The organism is Bacillus cereus group sp. BfR-BA-01453 (assembly GCF_022662915.1).
Classification (GTDB): Bacteria; Bacillota; Bacilli; order Bacillales; family Bacillaceae_G; genus Bacillus_A; species Bacillus_A paranthracis.
Window position 1 is genome coordinate 1 of the sequence record NZ_JAKUEN010000018.1, and the last position, 19,533, is coordinate 19,533.

Consider the following 19,533-nt stretch of genomic DNA (forward strand, 5'->3'; position numbering starts at 1 on the left):
GTGAAAAGTGAAGCTAGCTTCACTTTTCACATACCAAATCATTATAAATTCATACTGGATAAACCAATGTATTGGGCCTTATCAAATTACACAGACTTCTTGACGGAACCCTTATATCAGCGATTTTTTCATTATATCGACGATTCGACACAGAATATCGACTTACCGACATTTTTCGACAATCAATTTTCATCTATATACCTCCGCTCGGAATCCGAAACGAAACGTGTGCCCCGCCTCTCACCTCACTATTTTCTACCTGAATTTTACCACCATGCTTCTCAACGATTGTCTTAGTAATATATAACCCGAGTCCAAAATGCTCCTTGCTTCCTGAACGCGACTGATCTCCCTGATAAAAACGTTGTAATACTTTTTTAAAATCTCCTTCTTGAAAACCAGGCCCTGAATCATATACATGAAACTCTATTGCTTCATGCCAAGCACATACTTTCAAAAGCATCTTCCCTGACACCGGAGTAAATCGAACTGCATTCATTACGATGTTGTCCATTACTTGACTGATTCGCTCTTGATCAAATACTAAGCTTTGTATATCCTCATTATTTTCAAAGATGACATCCCAATCAATTTCTTTTTTTCTAGCTATGCATTCATATTCTTCTAGTTTTTTAAGAAAGAATGAATTTATATGTACTTTATTTAAACGTAATTGAAATGAGAAACTCTCTAGCTCATTTACTATTTGGAACTCCTCAAGAAGCTTTGTCATTCTGTTTGTGTTTCTTTCAATCGTTTGTAAATACCGATGTAACAAATCTTCATTTTTCCATAAACCACTTTGCAAACCTTCTGTATGACCTTGCACAATCGTTAATGGCGTTTTCAAATCGTGAGAAATAGCTCTAATATATTCTCTCCTTTCTTCTTCTAACTCCCATTGTCGTGACAAACTAGTAGCTAGCGCTGCACGCATATTTTCAAACGAACTGACTAATTCACCAATTTCATTTTTCGCGTTGTACTCTAAATGAAAATTTAAATCCTGCTCTTGAATTCTTTTTGAGGCCTCTGATAGTTCAACTAGTGGTTTCTTTATTCTTTTTCCCATTCGATTTGAAATAATGTAGGACAAAATTGTAATGTATATAAAGGGTGAAGCTAAAAATAAGATTACAAAAAAGGAATCAACTGCCGAAGCAGTAGATATTGTTAAATGATAATTAAACCCTATCGCTCCTTGTAAATCTCCATTCCTATCTACTAAAGGCAGATATGTCGTAACTTCATTATCATCTTCTTCACCATAAATATTTGTATTAATAACACTCGAAATCGGTCTCTCATTTGTTATTAATTTCTTGTTATATGTACCATAAGAAATATCTCCTTGCCTATTAACAATTTGATATTTAATTCCCTCTTTAGGGACAATTTTCTCTAATCCATTTCGCTCTTTCTCATTTAACAATAGTATGCCTTTATCTTTTACATATTCTTTTATCATAGGGATTTTCTGTTCATAATAATTCGCAGGAAATACTTTCCCATTCTTCGTTAGCCAATACCAACCACTAGCCGCTGTTAAAACCGTTAGTATTAAACTACCAAGTAGAACTATTAAGAAGCCAGCTACTAGCTGTTGTTTAATCCTTAACCTTTGCATCAATTCTGTACACTCCACTTATATCCAATTCCCCACACCGTTTGAATATATGTATTTTCTCTGTCATATACACTAAGCTTTGTTCTAATTTTCTTTATATGCTCAACTACAGTAGAGACATCACTTTCACTATCATATCCCCAAATCTTTTCAAACAGCTGCTCTTTCGTCAAAACTTGACCAGCATGAAGTGCTAACATTTTCACAACTTCATACTCTTTCTTTGTAAAATGAATTTTTTCTTTCCCATTCATTATTTCGTAGTTTTGCAAATCTATTAATATACTTCCATAGCGTAGAAATTCCTTTTGATCTACCATTCTTAAATCTGTCGTACGGCGCAAATTGGCAACAATTCTTGCTTTCAACTCTTTTAAACTAAATGGCTTACTAATATAATCGTCTCCACCAATCAATAAACCTTCTATCCGAGACCGTTCACTACTATCCGCACTTAAAAATAAGATTGGGCATGCATAAGACTCTCTCATCTTCTCGCAAACTTTAAACCCATTCATATCTGGCAACATAACGTCTAAAATAATGAGATCCACGCTATTATCTAATTTCTTCAAAGCTTCTTCACCACTTAATGCACTTCTTACTTCATATCCTTCCATGACAAGACTATCTTCAATAAATGTAAGAATATCTGGTTCATCGTCTACAAGTAGTATTTTGCTCGTCACGGCAAGTCCCCCCTAATTAAATATATCTTTTTTACACCAACTAAACATAGCCGCTATTGCACATCCTCCTAAAATTGTACCATTTATCAGGTAAAATGTTCCTTTCCCCTCACTTAATATTCTTAGAATTGATCCACTTCCAATTACAAAATAACTTAATTCTTCATTCACATATAAACTTGCTACTAATAAACCAACTATTACAAAATACGTAATGATAGCGTTTTGAAACCACAGACTTACAAAACTACTCAACATTGTTAAAGCACTTGCTATAAACCATAGTATTAAATAATATTTTACAGTATATAAAATAGAAGCATTCGCACTATAAATGACTTGTTTATCTAAAAAGAATGTCTCTTCTGCACGCCTTATAAAAAATGTTCCATATATATAACTCTCAATGAATGCCATTAACAAAAACAAACTTACAATGCTCATTTGAGTAATCCATTTCGCCAATAATAATTCCCATCTACCTACGGGACGAATCATAACAAGCCGATACGCACCAGATGAAATTTCACTATTAAAACTATCAATAAATAAGATTGGAAAAATTAATAAGAATAACGTAAAATACCATTCTCTTGTAACTGCGACAGGAAAGTTTAAATTACTTAAGATTGCTTCTGTTCCTTTTGTATCATAAATGGCAACTCCAAAAGTATGAACCCATACGCTATGCAAAATAAGTAGCAGCCCAAAAATAACTATTAATGCTTTCGTCTTTTTTCTATTAAAAATCCGTTCAAATTCACTTATAAGTATTTGTCTCATTCTTCACACCTCACACAAAATTATCTTTTTTCCCTATCCAATAAACTGTTACAGTATTACAAACAACAATGTATAGTAGTAAAACTACAGATCCAAAAAGAATCATTCTTGAACTACCAGATAAAGATATAGCAATTCCTTCATGTTGCAATTTAATTAAAGAAGAATAATTAATATAAAGAAAAGTCGGGGATTGGCCTATCACTAACGCCATCGCTGGGTATCCAAAGGAAAATATAATGAATCCCATACCAAGAAGAGTCGCACTTGTTGTCGATTTACTTATAACCGACAGCATAATTAATATGCTAGCCATTGCTATTAAAGTAAGATAAGCAATTCCGTAATAAGAAATACAGTATAAGAACACGCCAAGTGCATTCGTTTTTTCCGTATGATAAAACAAAAGAATATTCGGTTCATGCTCAAAGAAAATATAGCCAATACAATAACTGCAAATAAAATAAACACTTATAAATAGCAAACTTACCGCTACTATCGTAATTATTTTTGCAATCAAAACCTCCGAATACGTATATGATCTTTGGATTACCATCCTAATTTGACCGCTATGATACTCTTGAGCAAACACAAGAACAATTAAAACGAGTAAAACAAGATTACATATACTCATAAGCATTTCAGATAATGCAAGGACGGGGAACGAATTCGCATATGTATAATCAACCGCTATCCTTTCGACCTCTTGATTATGTTTTAAATAGTACTTAGCAGCCCCAAGTAACATCACTGGTATCATCAAAAAACAAAGCCATGTTACTTTCTTCGCCCAAAGCCGCTCCCATTCCGAGCGTACTAACATCATCATGAGCTCATCATCTCCACGAAAATATCTTCTAATTCTTTATTCCTTCCTTGCAATTCTTCCGTCGTTCCCCGCCATATTAATGATCCTTCTCGAATCATGACCCATGAATCACACATAAGCTCCAATTCACGAATTAAATGACTAGAAATAAAGAAAGTAATTCCCTTCTCACGCTGTAAATCGAGTACAATTTTACGAAGCTGCTTAATTCCAACTGGATCTAATCCATTAGACGGTTCATCCAAAATAATAAAATCTGGATTCCCAAGAAGCGCCTGTGCAATCCCTAAACGCTGCTTCATCCCTAACGAATACGTACCAACTTTATCGTCAGCACGATTTTCTAAACCGACGATTTCTAATACTTGCTGCACTTTATTTTCAAGAACTTCTCCACCAGTACGTAACGTAATCCTCCCTAAATTCCGCAAATTTTTTCGTCCTGACATATAAGGGAAAAAAATTGGAGCTTCTACAATTGCACCTACATGCTGAAGAGCTTCTTTCCGATTTTTTTGTACGCTAATACCATTAACTAATATCTCTCCTTCATTTGGTCGAATTAACCCCATAATTGTTCGAATAAGAGTTGTCTTCCCAGAACCATTTGGCCCAACAAAACCACAAATCTCATTTTTATAAACAGAAAAAGACATATGACTTAGCAACGTTCTCCCCTTCACCTTTTTCGTCACATCTCTTACTTCTAAAACCGCTTTTTTCATCTCTACCGCCTCCTTACTCTAAGAATAGAAGGTAAAAATAAACAATTTATAAACAAATAAAAAGAAGTTACCTTCACGGTAACTTCTTTTCCATATACCCCATCCAGTATCAACCGGATTATATTAACGATTTTTCAAATATATCGACGATTTCTCCACTTATATCAGCGATTTTTTCATTATATCGACGGTTCGACACAGGATATCGACTTACCGACATTCTTCGACAATTAAGACGCTCAACATACCCTATCCCCCAAGCAATTTACTGCCGAACTCTACGATTAAAAAGATAATTAATAAGATCGCGAGTATTTTTAATGCTACATATGCCACTTTAAAAACAGCATAAATGAGCAAGACGATTAAAATAATCGTTAAAATTTCCATCTAGAATTCCTCCAAGCTTTGCTCTTCACATCTTATTTTACTCGCCCCACACTTTTTATGGAACGGCATAAGACGACATAGAAAAAAGAGGATACCTCACCCATCGTAAGATACCCTCTCTTTCAGCTGCTCAAACCATTCTCTCTCTAATTGTAAATATCCCATTTCACTCTTCTCAGCGCTCTTCAATTCTTTATCGGCTTTCCTCATATAAACGTTGGAAGCTTCCATATCGCCCTCTACATATTTCACAATTCCTTGTGTACGATAATACCCATGTAAGTCTATTTTTGTAATAGCCTTTCCACGTTCCTTTGCTTCTTGCAAAGAAAGACGATCCATCTCATAAAGAGCTTTATATAAAAGATACCAACTATGAAAACTACTAACGAAAAACTTATTTTCTTTCGTTACAGGTAGTTGAACAATTGTTTCTACATACAGTATCGCTCTTTCCATTCCCTCTTGATCAGCTCTAGCATAAAAAACGAGCATAAGTCCACTCATTATATCTCTTATACTTTTATCCTCTTTTAATTTTTCCTCACTAAGCTCTATTAATCTCTCATCCCAATCTTTCGGCCTTTTATAACTAAATAATTCACTCGATACTTGAATGTTATATAAATGCTGCCTAGCCTTTTCATCATCTTTAATTAAAATAAGAAATTGCATGCCATCACTCAAAAACGTTCCTTTTATCGGTACGATTGTAGCTGCAAAAATGACAAAGTGTAAAACAGAAAAATATAAAAGATATTGATAATAACTCACCATGTATATGTAACCGGAAGTAATACCAAATAATAAACTCGTAATCGGTCCACCTAAAGTCATCCATGCCCATTTTTTTGAAAGATTCGGTGTCTCTATAGAAGGAGGCACTAACATCGCCACGCCTCCAAAGTACATCCACAATTTATTTTCTCGAATGCGTACTTTCCCCTTCTCTTTTTGAAAAGTAATCGGCCCTACTGTCATAAATTTGAAATTCAAACCGCCTATTAAACCAACTACTACATGTCCTAGCTCATGAATGGTTAACACTAACAATGCAATTCCAACTATTGCCCATAGGTTCAAAATTACTTCTAATTTCCCAGTTCGGATTACTCCGTATAAAATGGACAGAATTAGCGCCACTGTCATTGAGCCAGCTGGCCTTCTTAAAATATCCACCTTTTTCTCCCCTTAATAAATCATTTTTCTATGCATTTCGTACATATATGTTCCAACATGTAAAACCCAAATAAATGAAATCATAATAACCATAAGGAAGTCCTTCCCATCTAACAGCGCATACACAATCGCTACAAACCATGCACAAACAAGTGTCATATTTGTATAGCGATATGCTTTATATCCCGCTTCATGTACAATTTGTTGTTGTCCTTCATCTGCATTTTTCGCCCACATTTCCATTGACTGTGAATACGTTACACTCTGTTCTGGGTATAACGTGTTATATTTCTTTCTCGTTACACTTCCTAACCAAGTCGTTATCATAAAGCCGACTGTAGACAGCGTTAAACTGACGATCACCCAAAATAAATTCCCCGCAGCCACATACACTTTATAAACAGAAATAACAGAACAAACGAACCAGGACATAACGACAATTTCCATTACTCGTAAATAAATGAGTGCGATTCCAAGCCTTCGTCCGCTACTACTTTCTTCTTCATCTCTTGTCTGTAAAAGCGCCCTTGTACGCTTCCCAATATAATATATCGCCCCTACTCCAAGTAGCATCATTATAACAATACTTATAACAGATGGCATTTTGCTAGTACTAGTTGTCGCAATATCTCCTCCTACATACCCTATAAATCCACCAAAAACCGCTCCCACTAACAACTTTACTATTGCTGATTGTTTCCCCTTCACTTTACTCTTCCCCCTCCACCAACTCAAATATTTCCTCCACCGGTACGTTGAAAATTTGTGCAATTTTTAACGACAATACGATAGATGGTGCATAATCCCCGCGCTCAATTAAACTAATCGTTTGCCGCGATGATCCAATCGCTTTCCCTAAATCCCCTTGTGATAAACGATGCTTTGCCCGCAATTCTCTCACTCGATTTTGAAGCTTCATGTCTTCCCTCTTTTTCATTTATTTAATCAAATTGTAAATAATACCCTTATTTTTGTCAATTATAATTGTCATTTTGACGTTAATAATTGACAAAAATAAAGATATATTATGATGGAAATAACCTATATAATGAATGTGAAATATTAAACAAAGGAAGTGACCTATGAGTAAAACATCTACTTTTTTCTATATTCTTACTAAACTTACAGCGACTTTCTTTTTATTATCACTTATAAGCATGCTTCTCTTAACAACTAGTCAACCAACATTATATAGTTTCTTAGCTGGATTACGAGAACTACTATATGTTCCCTTCGTTCCTGTCCTTGCGGTATATGCAATTTTTTGTTCTATTTGCATAGATAAATTGAAATTAAAAACACATACAAGACTGAAGACATTATTACTTTATATTTTTTGCGGCTATTTATTTTTTCTTCCCTTTTTAATATTTAAAGAAGCTGATCTAATACAGTTCTTGTTCCTCGGATCAATCGGAGCAGTATGTTCTCTTTCTTTCTATTTATGTACAGTCATAGCAACAAAATTTAAGTGGATACCGTATTTCGTACCAAGCATTATGTTTATTATATTTATCACAATTCACTTAGTAGATATAGAAAGGGTTGGAACATCAAAAGAACAATGGGTCGAAACAAAAACCGATAACTCTTTCGAAGCATCTTTTCAACATTTTAGTGGTGAACATAAAGTCCCAATTGAATTAAAACGAGGTGATATATTAGAATTCACTATTGAATCACGAACTGATAATTTGAATGGCTACATAGGGGACATAAAAATGGCTAGTGAATTTCAAGAGGAAGAAAATTATTTAGCTCCAGCTGGTCCTAATACGTACCATTTCGCAGCAATTAAGACAGGTACTTATTACATTATAGTTAGCGGAAATCAATTAAAAGGAAAGTTGAAAATAGATTGGAACATCAAATAAAAAAGGCAGTGCATCTGCACTGCCTCCCTAATTTTGGACATAGAATGGATTCCATATTAACTTGCGTTTTGTAAGAATACTCGTTTTAACTGTTTGCGGAAACGAACTCCTAACGTAATTGCTACAATCGCAATCACTCCAAAAATAATTTTACCGATGTGACCTTCTAGCGCTCCAAAAATATCATGCAAGTTTCCACCTAACCAGTAACCACCAATTAAGAAGAATGATACCCAAAATAGAGCACCTGAGTAAATTGTAATTGCAAAACGGCGGAATGGTAAGTTAATAATTCCTGCAAAGTATCCTGTAAAGTGACGTACACCAGGAATAAAGAAACCGATAAAAATCAAGAAGTATCCATACTTATCAAACCACATTCTCGTTAAGTCGATTTTTCTTTGTGTTAAAAATACGTATTTCCCATACTTTTGAACAAAGGGCATTCCTAATTTATTTCCTAAAAAGTATTGGATCGTCATTCCTACACTTGTCCCAATGAAGGATAGGATAATTAAAATCGGTAAACTTAAATCACCTTTATGTGCTAAAAATCCCGCATATGCTAACGTTGGCTCTCCCGGAAACGGAAGTGCAATATATTCTAACAGCAAACCAACAAGTACAACATAGTACCCGTATTGCTGAAATAATTCATGAATCCATTCCATGTCATCTCTCCTCTCAATCACGTGCAACTTCTTACTAATATTGTATAAAAAAATTGTCGAAATAACTATCACAATAGCTTACATTTTTATTACATTTTTGTAAGACTCTCACTAAACTTTTACGTTCATTATGTACTCTCATTTTAAAACAATTTAACAAGTATACACTGCGAAAAATGAGGGCCTTAATATGCACTTTTTATCCATTTTTTAACACTTGAAAATCGTTATATTTTGTTCTTAATAAAAAACCACTACAAACTCATACTAACTTCATATTAGCTTCATATACGTATTGTAAGATTATATCGGAATTTGTTGAAAAATTTAACCAATATATGACTAAACATTAATTTGAATAAATATTAATCGCTTTTCGAAATTGAAAAAAGGGTGAATAAAAAATGGAAGCTTATAAAATGCACGATTTTATTAATACAAATGTTGAATCTCACCAAAATGAAACCGTTTTTAATTTACACATATGTGAAACAAATGAATTTGACGTAAGTTTAACAAAGTCTACAACACTATCTTTTATCGTTTCAAAAAAGAACATTAAGATTGTTACGAAAAAATGGATTAATTCAAATCAAGAAAGCATGATTGGCAAAAGCTACATCATTCCAACGAAAGCTTTTCACTACTTCTTACCAATTATTTCTGAAACGGAAGATGAATTAAATATTCAAGTTCAAAGTTTTGGACTACATGGCGAACTTTTATTAAATGAAAGATTACTTATTGATAAAAACAACAAACACAATGCCAAAATTACTACCTTCTTTGAAACATTAGATGAAAATGTAAATAAAGTATTACGAGGATTGCAAATTCATTGTATGTAAGACTATTACAATAGTAAAAAGGAGAATAAAATGAAAAAACTATTATTAAGCGCACTATTATCATTAGGAGTTTTAACTATTCCATTCACAAATGCTGAGGCAGCTACAACAAATGACCAGCTTATCGTGAATACACAGTTAAATAAAATGGATTACTATCAAAACGGAAAATTCATAAAAAGTTTTACTGTCGCTACTGGAAAAGCAGCTACTCCTACACCTAAAGGTACTTTTCAAATCGTAAATAAAATTAAAAATCGCCCTTATTACACAGGCAAAATTAAAGGCGGCGATCCACGTAATCCGCTTGGTGACCGTTGGCTCGGACTAAACATGGCAGGAACTTACGGAACAACTTATGCGATTCATGGTACGAACAATAATCAGGCAATTGGTAAGTGGACAACACTAGGTTGTATTCGTATGTATAACAATGATATACACTGGTTATTTGAGCGTATTCCCCAGCAAGCTACTGTCACTGTAAAATAACCTCAAAGCGCGATTTACGTGTAGCCAAGAATTTTATGTCTTGGCTTATTTTATTTCTTCATTTACAGTAGCAAAACAACTGTATTTACATATATAATAGGAATAGATTGTGTTAGGTAACATCCAAACATTGATAAACATGGATATTAAAATTATACAGTTATAATATTTTATAAATTTTATAATACATACTATAATAGAATTACTGTAATTCTTAAATATTCAGTTTCACTAAACAACTCCCCTTGCTACTTTCATGATTATTTTATGGCAGGGGCTTATTATATGTATAAACAATCTGAGTCATCGGAAAAATGATGAATTCGAATATTGCAGTTAAAAGCGTTATTTAGGAGGTGTTACTATGACGCATATACTGGTGATTGAAGACAACCCAGATATACAAGAACTAATTCGTGAATTTCTAATGGCACAAAACTTTACTGTTGATGTCGTTGGTGCTGGAACAGAAGGTATACTTCTTTTCCAAAAAAATTCATACGATCTTGTCCTCCTTGATGTGATGTTACCAGATATAGATGGCTATAGTATTTGTAAAATTATGCGAGGACAATCTGATGTACCAATCATTATGTTAACAGGCTTACATAATGAAGAAAGTGAAATTAAAGGATTTGAATTAGGTATTGATGACTATATTACGAAACCGTTCCATTACACCGTATTTATTAAACGTGTAGAAGCTGTATTAAGAAGGGCAGCAACGAAGGAAGCCGAAGCTGCGACTATACTACAATTCCATGAATTGATGTTAAATTCTACAGCATACGCCGCTTATGTTCATGGTAATCAAATTGAATTGACAACAAAAGAATTTGAAATTATTTATACTTTACTGCAAAATCGAGGAAAAGTATTATCAAGAAGTGATTTGTTGAATAAGGTATGGGGCTATGAACATTATGGTGATGTAAGAGTTATAGATACACACATTAAAAACTTACGAAAAAAATTAGGAATTCCTTATATTAAAACGGTGAAAGGCATTGGCTACAAAATCGAATCGTAGCAAAGACAACATCACCAAAAATATTTTCATCAAAACCTTATTATTTTGTATTCTTTTATCACTTTGTCTTTATCAAGTTATTTACTTCTTAGCTTCAAACTACGATAAAGAACGTTTTGCGAAAGAAAATGGAACGCATACTACAGAACAAGCGGATTCAGATGAACAAAACGACCAAAGTAAAATGAATCAAAATAAAGCTGTATCACAGGGGGATATGTTTAATTTCCAATCTTCTATTATAGATTATAATTCTCTCTCTACAGCTATCAACCATCTTTTGCAGCCTAGCCAAACTGCAAAAGCAAAAGAACATACTCAAAATATTTCGGGGAAAAATAGCGCTTCTGCTCCATCTACAGAAACGGAAAAGCAAGTCGCTACTAATGATGCCTTACATAAACAAAATGCAGCAAGTAAAGCAAATGATGCACAAGATGATCCAAAATTAACAGACGCACTGCAGCAGTTAGCTCCACATATTGGCGCGACAATGCTTGCATTATCTTTGCTCGGATCTTTAATTTATGCAAAACTAATTGCTAAACCTTTTCAATATATGAGTGATGCTTTAAAAGATATTATGAATCTTGATTTCTCAGATAAAAAGCTACTCAACAAAAATACGGATCAAACAGATTTTGATTTACAAGTAGCTGCTTCACAAGTACCAAATATAGTGAAGAATTTACATGCAAGCAATCAAGATTTAAGAAATGAACTCAAAAAGGAACAACAATTAGAACAATCTCGTAAAGAATTTATGTCTATGGTTTCCCATGAATTAAAAACACCAATCGCAGCCGTTATGGGACAACTAGATGGCATGATTCACGGAATTGGAGCTTATAAAGATAGAGATAAATATTTAAAACGTTCCTATGAAATGATGCAAGACATTAACATATTAACGGAAAAAATGTCGGAATTATCCAAAATACAAAACCCTCAATTTAAACCTGATTTAAAAGTTATCTCCTTAACTAATATTATTGAGGACGTTATGAAGAAAGTAGATTATTTCGTATCTGTAAAGCAGTTAAATGTTCAATCTAACATTAAACAAGATGTACAAGTTTTAGCTGATCCTAAATTTATTCAAACTGCCATTTTTAACATTATTTCAAATGCAATTCATTATACAATTGACCATCAGCATGTATATATAAAGCTTTATGAAAAGCCAAACGGTTACGCATTAGAAGTATTAAATACAGGTTCACAAATAGATGAGGATAAACTTGCCCATTTATTTGAGCCATTCTATCGCGCAAACCCTGACAAACATGGCTTAGTACAAGGCAGTGGTCTTGGGTTATACATTGTAAAACAAATACTAGATAAACATCAATTTCCTTATGGTATACAAAACACGCCTCAAGGTGTAAAATGTTCTATTGTATTCCCAAAAGCAATGTAAAAACCTACTACAATTTCATATCCCAAATTCATACTTCGTATGAGTGGCGGAATTTTGTAGAGTATATGACTCTGTTTCGTTCGCCCGTTATCCTTATTTAGATAGCGGGCGTTTTTTATTATGTAAAAGGAGGATTTTCATGGAGAAATTTAAGTATTCATTACTCGTTTTATTCGGAGCTTGTAGCTACGGCGTACTTTCAACTATTTTCAAACTCGGATTCATTGATGGATTTTCAGCCCATCAACTATTAGGAGGTCAATATGTCTTCGGATGGATCGGTCTTCTTCTGCTCGTTCTTTTCGTTTCACGTCATAAAGTAACAAAAAAGCAATTCTTTTCCTTACTAACAGTTGGCACAACGATGAGTATGACCGGTATCTTCTACGCTATTTCTGTAGAAGAACTACCAGCATCTATCGCTGTCGTCCTACTTTTCCAATTCACATGGATTGGTGTAGTCATTGAAGCAATTGCAAATCGAACTTTTCCGAGCCGTGAAAAGGTCATATCTATCATTATTTTATTTACTGGTACATTGTTTGCTGGCGGTGTATTTGAAGGCCTCGGACAAAGTTTTTCTACAAAAGGAATTATCTTTGGACTATTAGCCGCTGTCTCTTTTTCATTCTATGTTTTTGCAAGCGGGCGTGTCGCTACAGAAGTTCCGCCTTATACGAAAAGTTTTCTTATGACAACAAGCGCTACTCTTATCGTATGTCTATTCTTCCCGCCAACCTTTTTAACAGATGGTGCCCTGCAAGCTGGCCTATGGAAATATGCTTTCTTCCTCGGTTTGTTCGGTGTTGTCGTACCTGTCATTTGTTTTTCAATTGGCGTACCGAAAGTAGGAACAGGACTTGGTACAATACTAGGAGCAGCTGAATTACCAACCGCCATTATCGCTTCTATTACACTTGTACATGAAGTCGTAACGTTTATGCAGTGGATTGGGATCATCTTTATACTACTTGGGATTTTCACTCCTCAGTTACTTACGGCTAGGAAAGAAAAGAATCAGAGTAGCGTGCATAGCGCATGAAAATAGCAACTTGCATATAAATGTAAATGCAGTTACAATGTGATATAATTTCAAATCTATTTGGAGGTATAAATGACTATTTTAAGCGTAGCCTTTTTTGCTATTATGTGTATCTTCTTCCTAATAAGATATATGAAAGAAAAGAAATTTTACGATGTGCTCCTCATTCCCATTTGCATATATGCTGGGGCAGTCAAAACTCCTTTAGTAGAGTACTTAAACTTTAATACCACATTCAAAATAACATATGATATTGCAGCTATTATTCTCGTAATCCTTGCTGTGCTGTTCTTCTTAAAAGATAAGAAAGAGAATCCTACTGCATAACAAAAGACCTTTCATGTATTTGAAAGGTCTTTTTCTCTATCTCACTTTACTGCTCCATATAATTTCTCTACCTCATGCTCAATTTGTTTTACATCAATTCGCTCAAATAGTGGCTGCACGCTATCAATTCTATTCGGCAACGTGTTTTGAGGCTCCCAATTTCGGTTCACAATCGATAATGTGTTTCTAATTCTTTCACTTGAAAATGGTAAAAACGGTTCAAGGAGATTTACATACGGCCAAGCGCCTCCAATAAAAATACTCATCTTACATTCCTCCTTTTAAATATAAAAAGCCCCGCCCCTATCTAAAAAAAGATAAGGGCGGGGCTGTATAAACAGTCGCGGTACCACCTTATTTCGCCAATTACTCACATAATTAGCCTTAACAAATACGGAGCTATATGCTCTTATACTGTGGTTTTGATAACGAGTACCAACTCTCGTCGCGCCGCCTACTATTATCATTTGATAAGTTCAGGACGAAGCTCAAAGGCCATTGTTCAAATGAATATTCTTGCTTCTTCTCAGCTACCGAAGCTCTCTGGACAGAATGCATTCATTCTACTTTTCCTTTTCAACGCTTTTGTATATAACACGTATTTCACGACTTAATAACAGAAAAATCAAACTTTTATTCAGGAAGAAAAGGAAATCCCATCCCCCTGCCGAATAACTATACGTTCACAAAAGGAGTGATATGATTGAATCAAAAACAACTAAGCGCACGTAATGAAAAAAGCTGGAATGCAGCTGCTTATGAAGCTTGGACGAATCGCCACGGGGCACCAGCTGATTATGCGAAAAAAATCATGGAAGACCCTATGCGCGAGGTAAATCACTATTTACCTTACATACAATCTCCAACAGGAAAACGTATTATTAATTTACTCGGATCAAAAGGGAATAAAGCTGTTGCTCTCGCTCTTTTAGGAGCTGACGTAACAGTTGTTGATATTTCAGCAAGTAATGCAAAATATGCAAATGAACTTGCAGAAGCAGCAGGTGTCTCTATACAGTATGTCGTTTCTGATGTATTACATGCGCAGCTCTCCGAATCATTTGATATCGTATTGCTGGAACTCGGTGTACTCCATTATTTTTTAGATTTAAAACCGCTCTTTCAAAAAATTGCTACTTTACTTAAAGAAGATGGAATGCTGATCCTTCGTGACTATCACCCTGTTTACACGAAATTATTAGGAGTCGACCATCCATCATTTCGGGCCAATGGAAATTATTTTGATAAAGAATTAATTGAAGAGGATGTTGCTTATAGCATCCTTCTTACAGAAGCGCAGAAAGAATCGTTACCGAAAACAACCATCCGTCGCTGGACGCTAGGAGAAATTATTACAACACTTGCGGGGGAACATTTTAAAATTGAAAAACTAGTTGAAGAACACGGGCCTCATCAAAGATGGGTCTTCCCTTCTACTGCACCGGAAGGAATGGAAGAGCGTGTGCCGGGTCTCTATACATTAATTGCGACAGCATGCAAAAAAGGATCCCTTCACGGATAGGATCCTTTTTGCATGCTCACGCATATAAGTTGAGGTTGGAGATTACCATAATTCTGTAGAATAGGACACAAGATATTTCAACATTTCGTCTCTGACTTACGTCGTCAAAAAGGGGTATGACCAACATAACGAAGAGTAATGTTTATAGTTGATACTGATAATCGTTATCAACTAATTAGAAGTATACATGATGTTATTTCAAATTACAATAGCATTTCTCATTTTTATTTATGAATTTTTTGATATACAAATGTATACATTTTAAGAACATTTACTCATATGAATCTGCCATATTCCATTATCTGCTATAATTTTTATTGAACAGATTAATAACTTCATAATGATGTTTTTATTAATTCTGCTCTAAATATTTATAAATTATAATAAACAGTTTTTAAAAGGCAGGGGTAACGATGAAATATGTTAGTATTCGACAAAAACTACTGTTCACACTCTTAAGCATTTCTTCTTTATTTAGCATTGCTCTTATTGTTATTCTTTCATTCGCTATGAGCCAAGCGAGCGAAATTGAAATGTTAAAAAATGACGTATCCAAAAGAGCAACGATTTTAAAAGAACGCGGTGATTGGTTCCAAGCACAAGTTGCTGGTTTACAAGAATATTTACTATCACATGATCAAAAAGGATTGGATAAATTCAACCGAGAAGGAAAAAAACTAGCTGATACGAGAGAAAAAGTAACAAGTGATAAAAAACTCCCAGAAGGAATGAAAGAAGCCATTTTAATGGGCGGAAAATGGCGAAGCGTCATAGATAATGAAGTCCTCCCTCTCGCTCGAGAAGGAAAATGGGACGAAGCATCTAAAATCGCTTTAGCTCAAACTGATTACGTAAACGACCTTTTAAGTCGTTTTACGAAATATGCGAATGAAGAAAATAATAAACGTGACGCATTAATTGCTGACGTGGAATCTTCTTCATCCCTTATTCAATATATTATCTTCTTCTCACTCATTACATGTACAGTAACGTCTATTTTATTAGCATGGTGGTTCTCTGGTAAGCTTGTTAAACCAATACGACAAATTGATGAGAAATTAAAAGAATTAGCTTCGCAAGATGGTGATTTAACTGCTAGATTGCATGTAACGAGTAAAGATGAAATTGGTGATATCGCCAATTCCTTTAATCAAATGCTCGCTAATTTACAACGTATAATAAAACAAGTGCAACAAACATCAACAAGTGTAAAAGAAGCATCTGAAAATGTGTTTATCGAAACAACTGCTTCTATGGAAAATACAGCAAAAACTGAGGAAACTATGAATGCTCTTGAGCATAATATTCGTTCACAAGTCTCCAGCATCGAAGAAAGTTCAACTGCAATGGACGATATGGCAACGAGTGTTCAACGTATTGCAGAATCCGCCTCTTCTGTTGCTAGCCTAGCTGTTACTACTTCAGAAAAAGCTGATAGTGGGAATAAAGTCATTGAGAAATCTATTACACAAATGCATACCATTAATGAAGCTGTGAACGCTACATCACAAGTAGTAGAACGACTCATTACACATACAAATCATATTGATACTGCACTTCAATCTATTTCTAATATCGCGGAACAAACGAATTTACTCGCTTTAAATGCTTCCATTGAAGCGGCTCGTGCTGGTGAACATGGAAAAGGCTTCGCTGTTGTTGCCGATGAAGTACGAAAGCTTGCTGAACAATCTCAGCTAGCAGCAACTGATATTAACCATTTACTTCATCAAATTCAAGCAGATACAAAAATAGCAAATGAAATGATGACGCAAGGTCAGTCAGAGGCTTCTGAAGGCATTACAGTCATTCGTACTGCTGGATCTTCATTCTCAGAAATTGTTAACCACATTAACAAAGTTTCTACACAAATGCAGGAGGTGTCTGCAACTGCTGAAGAAATGGCCGCAAGTTCTGAAGAAATGAATGCAGCTTTAAATAACATCGCTTCTATTTCAAATGAAGTTGCCGCCGAAACATCACAAACAGCAACTTCAGCTGGTGACCAAGTAAACAAAATGAGTGTCGTTGCTAAAAAAGCATCTGAAATGAAAACGACCGTACAAGAACTTGAAGTCCTCGTTTCCCATTTTAAAACAAATGCTTAAAGTGAAAAAAGAGAGATTTACAATCTCTCTTTTTTCACTTTAAAATATCTCTTTCTATCTCTCATTCCGTCTGCTATAATTCCTAAAGGAAAGAAGAAAGCTTTATTCCAAACGGAGTAAAGCTTTCTTTCAATTTTTTACATTAATTAATTCTAATACTATGATTTCACAAAGGAGGATTTTATGATATGAGTTTTATTAGCATTCGAAAAAAACTAATGTTCATGATGGGAACGATTTGCGCTTTATTTGGAATCGCCTTAGCTTTTATTTTGTTTTTTGCTATTGATCAATCTCGTCAAGCTGAAGCATTACAAAAAGAGATTTCCCCCCTTGCAACACAATTAAAAGAGCGCGGGGATGCTTATCAAGTACAGCTCTCTGCTTTAAGAGGGTATTTATTACAACATGATCAAGTTGAATTAGACAAATTTAACGAAATGAGTAAACTTCTTGAAGATAAGAAAGATGAGCTTCTTTCTTATCCTAACCTTTCTCAATCTGTAAAAAATACAATGGAATCAGGATCCACTTGGAGAAAATTCATTGAAGAGAAAGTTTTCACTCTTGCAAAAGAACAAAAGTGGGAAGAGGCCCTGCAAGTAGCTTATGCAGAAAATGGTACTGTATATAAAGTAATTGGTGACTTCACAAATTACAGTAATGAACAAGCTAAGTTACGTGATCAATCTATTAAAAAAATTGATCAATCTTCACTACAAATTGAATATGTTATTTTCTTATCACTTGTTATTTGTATTATTGTAGCTATGATTCTTGCATGGTGGTTCTCTGGTAAACTTGTAAAACCAATTCAACAAATTGATGGTAAACTAAAAGAATTATCATCTCAAGAAGGTGACTTAACAGCCCGCCTACAAGTAAATAGTAATGATGAAATTGGTACGATCGCAACATCATTTAATAAAATGTTAGAAAACCTACAACATATCATTAACCGTGTTCAAAAAACATCTGTAGAAGTACAAAGCGCTTCTGAAAATATGCTAGAAAAGACGAATATATCACGTGAGGCAACAATAAAAGTTCAAAGCTCGATGTCTAGCTTAAATGCAAGTATTCAATCACAATCTGCTAGCATGGAAGAAAGCTCAACTGCAATGGACGATATGACAGTAAGTGTTCAGCGCATTGCTGAATCTGCTTCATCTGTAACTGAACTTGCTGTAGCTACATCTGAACAAGCTAACGATGGAAATACTGTTATTCAAAAATCTGTTTCACAAATGACAACGATACACGACGCGGTAAATGCTACATCAGAAGTGGTCGAACGTCTAATCACTCATACAAAATATATTGATACAGCTGTACAATCTATTTCTAATATTGCAGAACAAACAAACTTACTTGCTTTAAACGCCTCTATTGAAGCAGCTCGTGCTGGCGAACAAGGAAAAGGTTTCGCTGTCGTGGCTGACGAAGTTCGAAAACTTGCTGAACAATCTAAAACAGCGGCAACAGATATTAACCAGCTACTACATCAAATTCAACAAGACACTGAAACTGCTAACTCTATGATGTCACAAGGCCGTTCGGAAGCATCTGAAGGCATTCATGTTATTCGCGAAGCTGGCAATTCTTTCACAACAATTGTAGAACAAGTAAACAAAGTATCTACTCAAATGCAAGACATCTCAGCAACTGCTGAAGAAATGGCTGCAAGTGCTGAAGAAATGAACGCTTCACTGAATAACATCGCTTCTATTTCTACTGAAGTATCTAGTGAAACAGCGGCAACAGCACAATCTGCTGAGAAAAAAGTCGTTACGATGAATGAAATGACACAAACAGCTAAACAAATGAAACAAACAGTTGAAGAATTAGATCAACTCGTATCTCATTTTAAAACTGAATAGCCATTCCAAAAATATTCCTCTTCCAAGAGGAATATTTTTTTGAGCTCATTTCCTGCACTTTATACATATATCCGTTATAATGAGAATCGATATCATT

At 34.6% G+C, this 19,533-nt stretch carries 20 protein-coding genes, 1 pseudogene and 1 other annotated feature; of the genes and pseudogenes, 10 read left to right on the forward strand and 11 right to left on the reverse strand.

Annotated elements, in window-relative coordinates:
- Nucleotides 1–193: 193 nt before the first annotated feature.
- From MR070_RS23505 to MR070_RS23545, 9 genes are all read right to left on the reverse strand, one after another.
- Nucleotides 194–1,627, reverse strand: a complete 1,434-nt coding sequence (locus tag MR070_RS23505; protein ID WP_138322588.1) for a sensor histidine kinase — start codon at nucleotides 1,625–1,627, stop codon at nucleotides 194–196.
- Complete coding sequence (locus MR070_RS23510) at nucleotides 1,627–2,316, reverse strand: response regulator transcription factor (protein WP_000202047.1); 690 nt, start codon at nucleotides 2,314–2,316, stop codon at nucleotides 1,627–1,629. Before MR070_RS23510 ends, MR070_RS23505 begins: the two co-directional genes overlap by 1 nt.
- A gap of 12 nt (nucleotides 2,317–2,328) precedes the next feature.
- Nucleotides 2,329–3,099, reverse strand: coding sequence for an ABC transporter permease (locus MR070_RS23515; RefSeq protein WP_087994663.1), 771 nt, complete (start codon nucleotides 3,097–3,099; stop codon nucleotides 2,329–2,331).
- Between the two features lie 10 nt (nucleotides 3,100–3,109).
- Complete coding sequence (locus MR070_RS23520) at nucleotides 3,110–3,928, reverse strand: ABC-2 transporter permease (protein ID WP_000980091.1); 819 nt, start codon at nucleotides 3,926–3,928, stop codon at nucleotides 3,110–3,112.
- Nucleotides 3,925–4,653, reverse strand: a complete 729-nt coding sequence (locus MR070_RS23525) for an ABC transporter ATP-binding protein (protein ID WP_000710432.1) — start codon at nucleotides 4,651–4,653, stop codon at nucleotides 3,925–3,927. Before MR070_RS23525 ends, MR070_RS23520 begins: the two co-directional genes overlap by 4 nt.
- 249 nt (nucleotides 4,654–4,902) lie before the next feature.
- Nucleotides 4,903–5,043: a DUF3985 family protein gene (locus tag MR070_RS23530; protein WP_000404782.1), complete on the reverse strand. Its 141-nt coding sequence runs from the start codon at nucleotides 5,041–5,043 to the stop codon at nucleotides 4,903–4,905.
- Nucleotides 5,044–5,139: 96 nt separating this feature from the next.
- Nucleotides 5,140–6,192 (reverse strand): M50 family metallopeptidase, encoded by a 1,053-nt coding sequence (locus tag MR070_RS23535; protein WP_138322587.1) that lies wholly within the window; start codon nucleotides 6,190–6,192, stop codon nucleotides 5,140–5,142.
- Between the two features lie 42 nt (nucleotides 6,193–6,234).
- Entirely contained in the window at nucleotides 6,235–6,930 is a 696-nt protein-coding gene (locus MR070_RS23540; RefSeq protein ID WP_000676873.1) for a DUF3169 family protein, read from the reverse strand.
- A gap of 1 nt (nucleotide 6,931) precedes the next feature.
- Entirely contained in the window at nucleotides 6,932–7,141 is a 210-nt protein-coding gene (locus tag MR070_RS23545; RefSeq protein WP_000776163.1) for a helix-turn-helix transcriptional regulator, read from the reverse strand.
- A gap of 163 nt (nucleotides 7,142–7,304) precedes the next feature.
- Here MR070_RS23545 and MR070_RS23550 point away from each other — a divergent pair, with 163 nt between their 5' ends.
- Nucleotides 7,305–8,096 carry a hypothetical protein gene (locus tag MR070_RS23550; RefSeq protein ID WP_242262095.1) on the forward strand — a complete coding sequence of 264 codons (792 nt, stop codon included), beginning with the start codon at nucleotides 7,305–7,307 and terminating at the stop codon, nucleotides 8,094–8,096.
- A gap of 56 nt (nucleotides 8,097–8,152) precedes the next feature.
- Here MR070_RS23550 and MR070_RS23555 read toward each other — a convergent pair whose 3' ends face one another.
- Nucleotides 8,153–8,767: a DedA family protein gene (locus MR070_RS23555; protein WP_000454758.1), complete on the reverse strand. Its 615-nt coding sequence runs from the start codon at nucleotides 8,765–8,767 to the stop codon at nucleotides 8,153–8,155.
- Nucleotides 8,768–9,171: 404 nt separating this feature from the next.
- Between MR070_RS23555 and MR070_RS23560 the strand changes: the two genes are divergently transcribed.
- The 6 genes from MR070_RS23560 (at nucleotide 9,172) to MR070_RS23585 (ending at nucleotide 13,926) form a co-directional block, all read left to right on the forward strand.
- The gene (locus MR070_RS23560; RefSeq protein ID WP_000388752.1) at nucleotides 9,172–9,615 is read left to right on the forward strand and encodes a DUF3978 domain-containing protein; all 444 of its coding nucleotides are present in this window, start codon (nucleotides 9,172–9,174) and stop codon (nucleotides 9,613–9,615) included.
- A 30-nt stretch (nucleotides 9,616–9,645) separates the two neighbouring features.
- The gene (locus tag MR070_RS23565; RefSeq protein ID WP_000735065.1) at nucleotides 9,646–10,107 is read left to right on the forward strand and encodes a L,D-transpeptidase; all 462 of its coding nucleotides are present in this window, start codon (nucleotides 9,646–9,648) and stop codon (nucleotides 10,105–10,107) included.
- Nucleotides 10,108–10,471: 364 nt separating this feature from the next.
- The gene (locus tag MR070_RS23570) at nucleotides 10,472–11,137 is read left to right on the forward strand and encodes a response regulator transcription factor (RefSeq protein ID WP_000148833.1); all 666 of its coding nucleotides are present in this window, start codon (nucleotides 10,472–10,474) and stop codon (nucleotides 11,135–11,137) included.
- Nucleotides 11,115–12,557, forward strand: coding sequence for a sensor histidine kinase (locus tag MR070_RS23575; protein ID WP_000201970.1), 1,443 nt, complete (start codon nucleotides 11,115–11,117; stop codon nucleotides 12,555–12,557). The genes MR070_RS23570 and MR070_RS23575 overlap by 23 nt, the downstream gene beginning before the upstream one ends.
- A gap of 139 nt (nucleotides 12,558–12,696) precedes the next feature.
- Complete coding sequence (locus tag MR070_RS23580) at nucleotides 12,697–13,599, forward strand: EamA family transporter (RefSeq protein WP_044791141.1); 903 nt, start codon at nucleotides 12,697–12,699, stop codon at nucleotides 13,597–13,599.
- Nucleotides 13,600–13,671: 72 nt separating this feature from the next.
- Complete coding sequence (locus MR070_RS23585) at nucleotides 13,672–13,926, forward strand: hypothetical protein (protein WP_000154154.1); 255 nt, start codon at nucleotides 13,672–13,674, stop codon at nucleotides 13,924–13,926.
- Between the two features lie 41 nt (nucleotides 13,927–13,967).
- Here the strand turns inward: MR070_RS23585 and MR070_RS23590 are convergent.
- Nucleotides 13,968–14,162 (reverse strand): annotated as a pseudogene (locus tag MR070_RS23590) (methionine--tRNA ligase); the annotation flags it as partial.
- An 80-nt stretch (nucleotides 14,163–14,242) separates the two neighbouring features.
- Nucleotides 14,243–14,515: a binding site (T-box leader), on the reverse strand.
- A gap of 114 nt (nucleotides 14,516–14,629) precedes the next feature.
- Between MR070_RS23590 and MR070_RS23595 the strand changes: the two are divergent.
- The 3 genes from MR070_RS23595 (at nucleotide 14,630) to MR070_RS23605 (ending at nucleotide 19,436) form a co-directional block, all read left to right on the forward strand.
- Nucleotides 14,630–15,448, forward strand: a complete 819-nt coding sequence (locus MR070_RS23595) for a class I SAM-dependent methyltransferase (RefSeq protein ID WP_242262096.1) — start codon at nucleotides 14,630–14,632, stop codon at nucleotides 15,446–15,448.
- A gap of 413 nt (nucleotides 15,449–15,861) precedes the next feature.
- On the forward strand, nucleotides 15,862–17,556 hold the full coding sequence (locus tag MR070_RS23600; protein WP_242262097.1) for a methyl-accepting chemotaxis protein: 1,695 nt from the start codon (nucleotides 15,862–15,864) through the stop codon (nucleotides 17,554–17,556).
- 188 nt (nucleotides 17,557–17,744) lie between these two features.
- Entirely contained in the window at nucleotides 17,745–19,436 is a 1,692-nt protein-coding gene (locus MR070_RS23605) for a methyl-accepting chemotaxis protein (RefSeq protein WP_242262098.1), read from the forward strand.
- The last annotated feature ends 97 nt before the right edge of the window (nucleotides 19,437–19,533 follow it).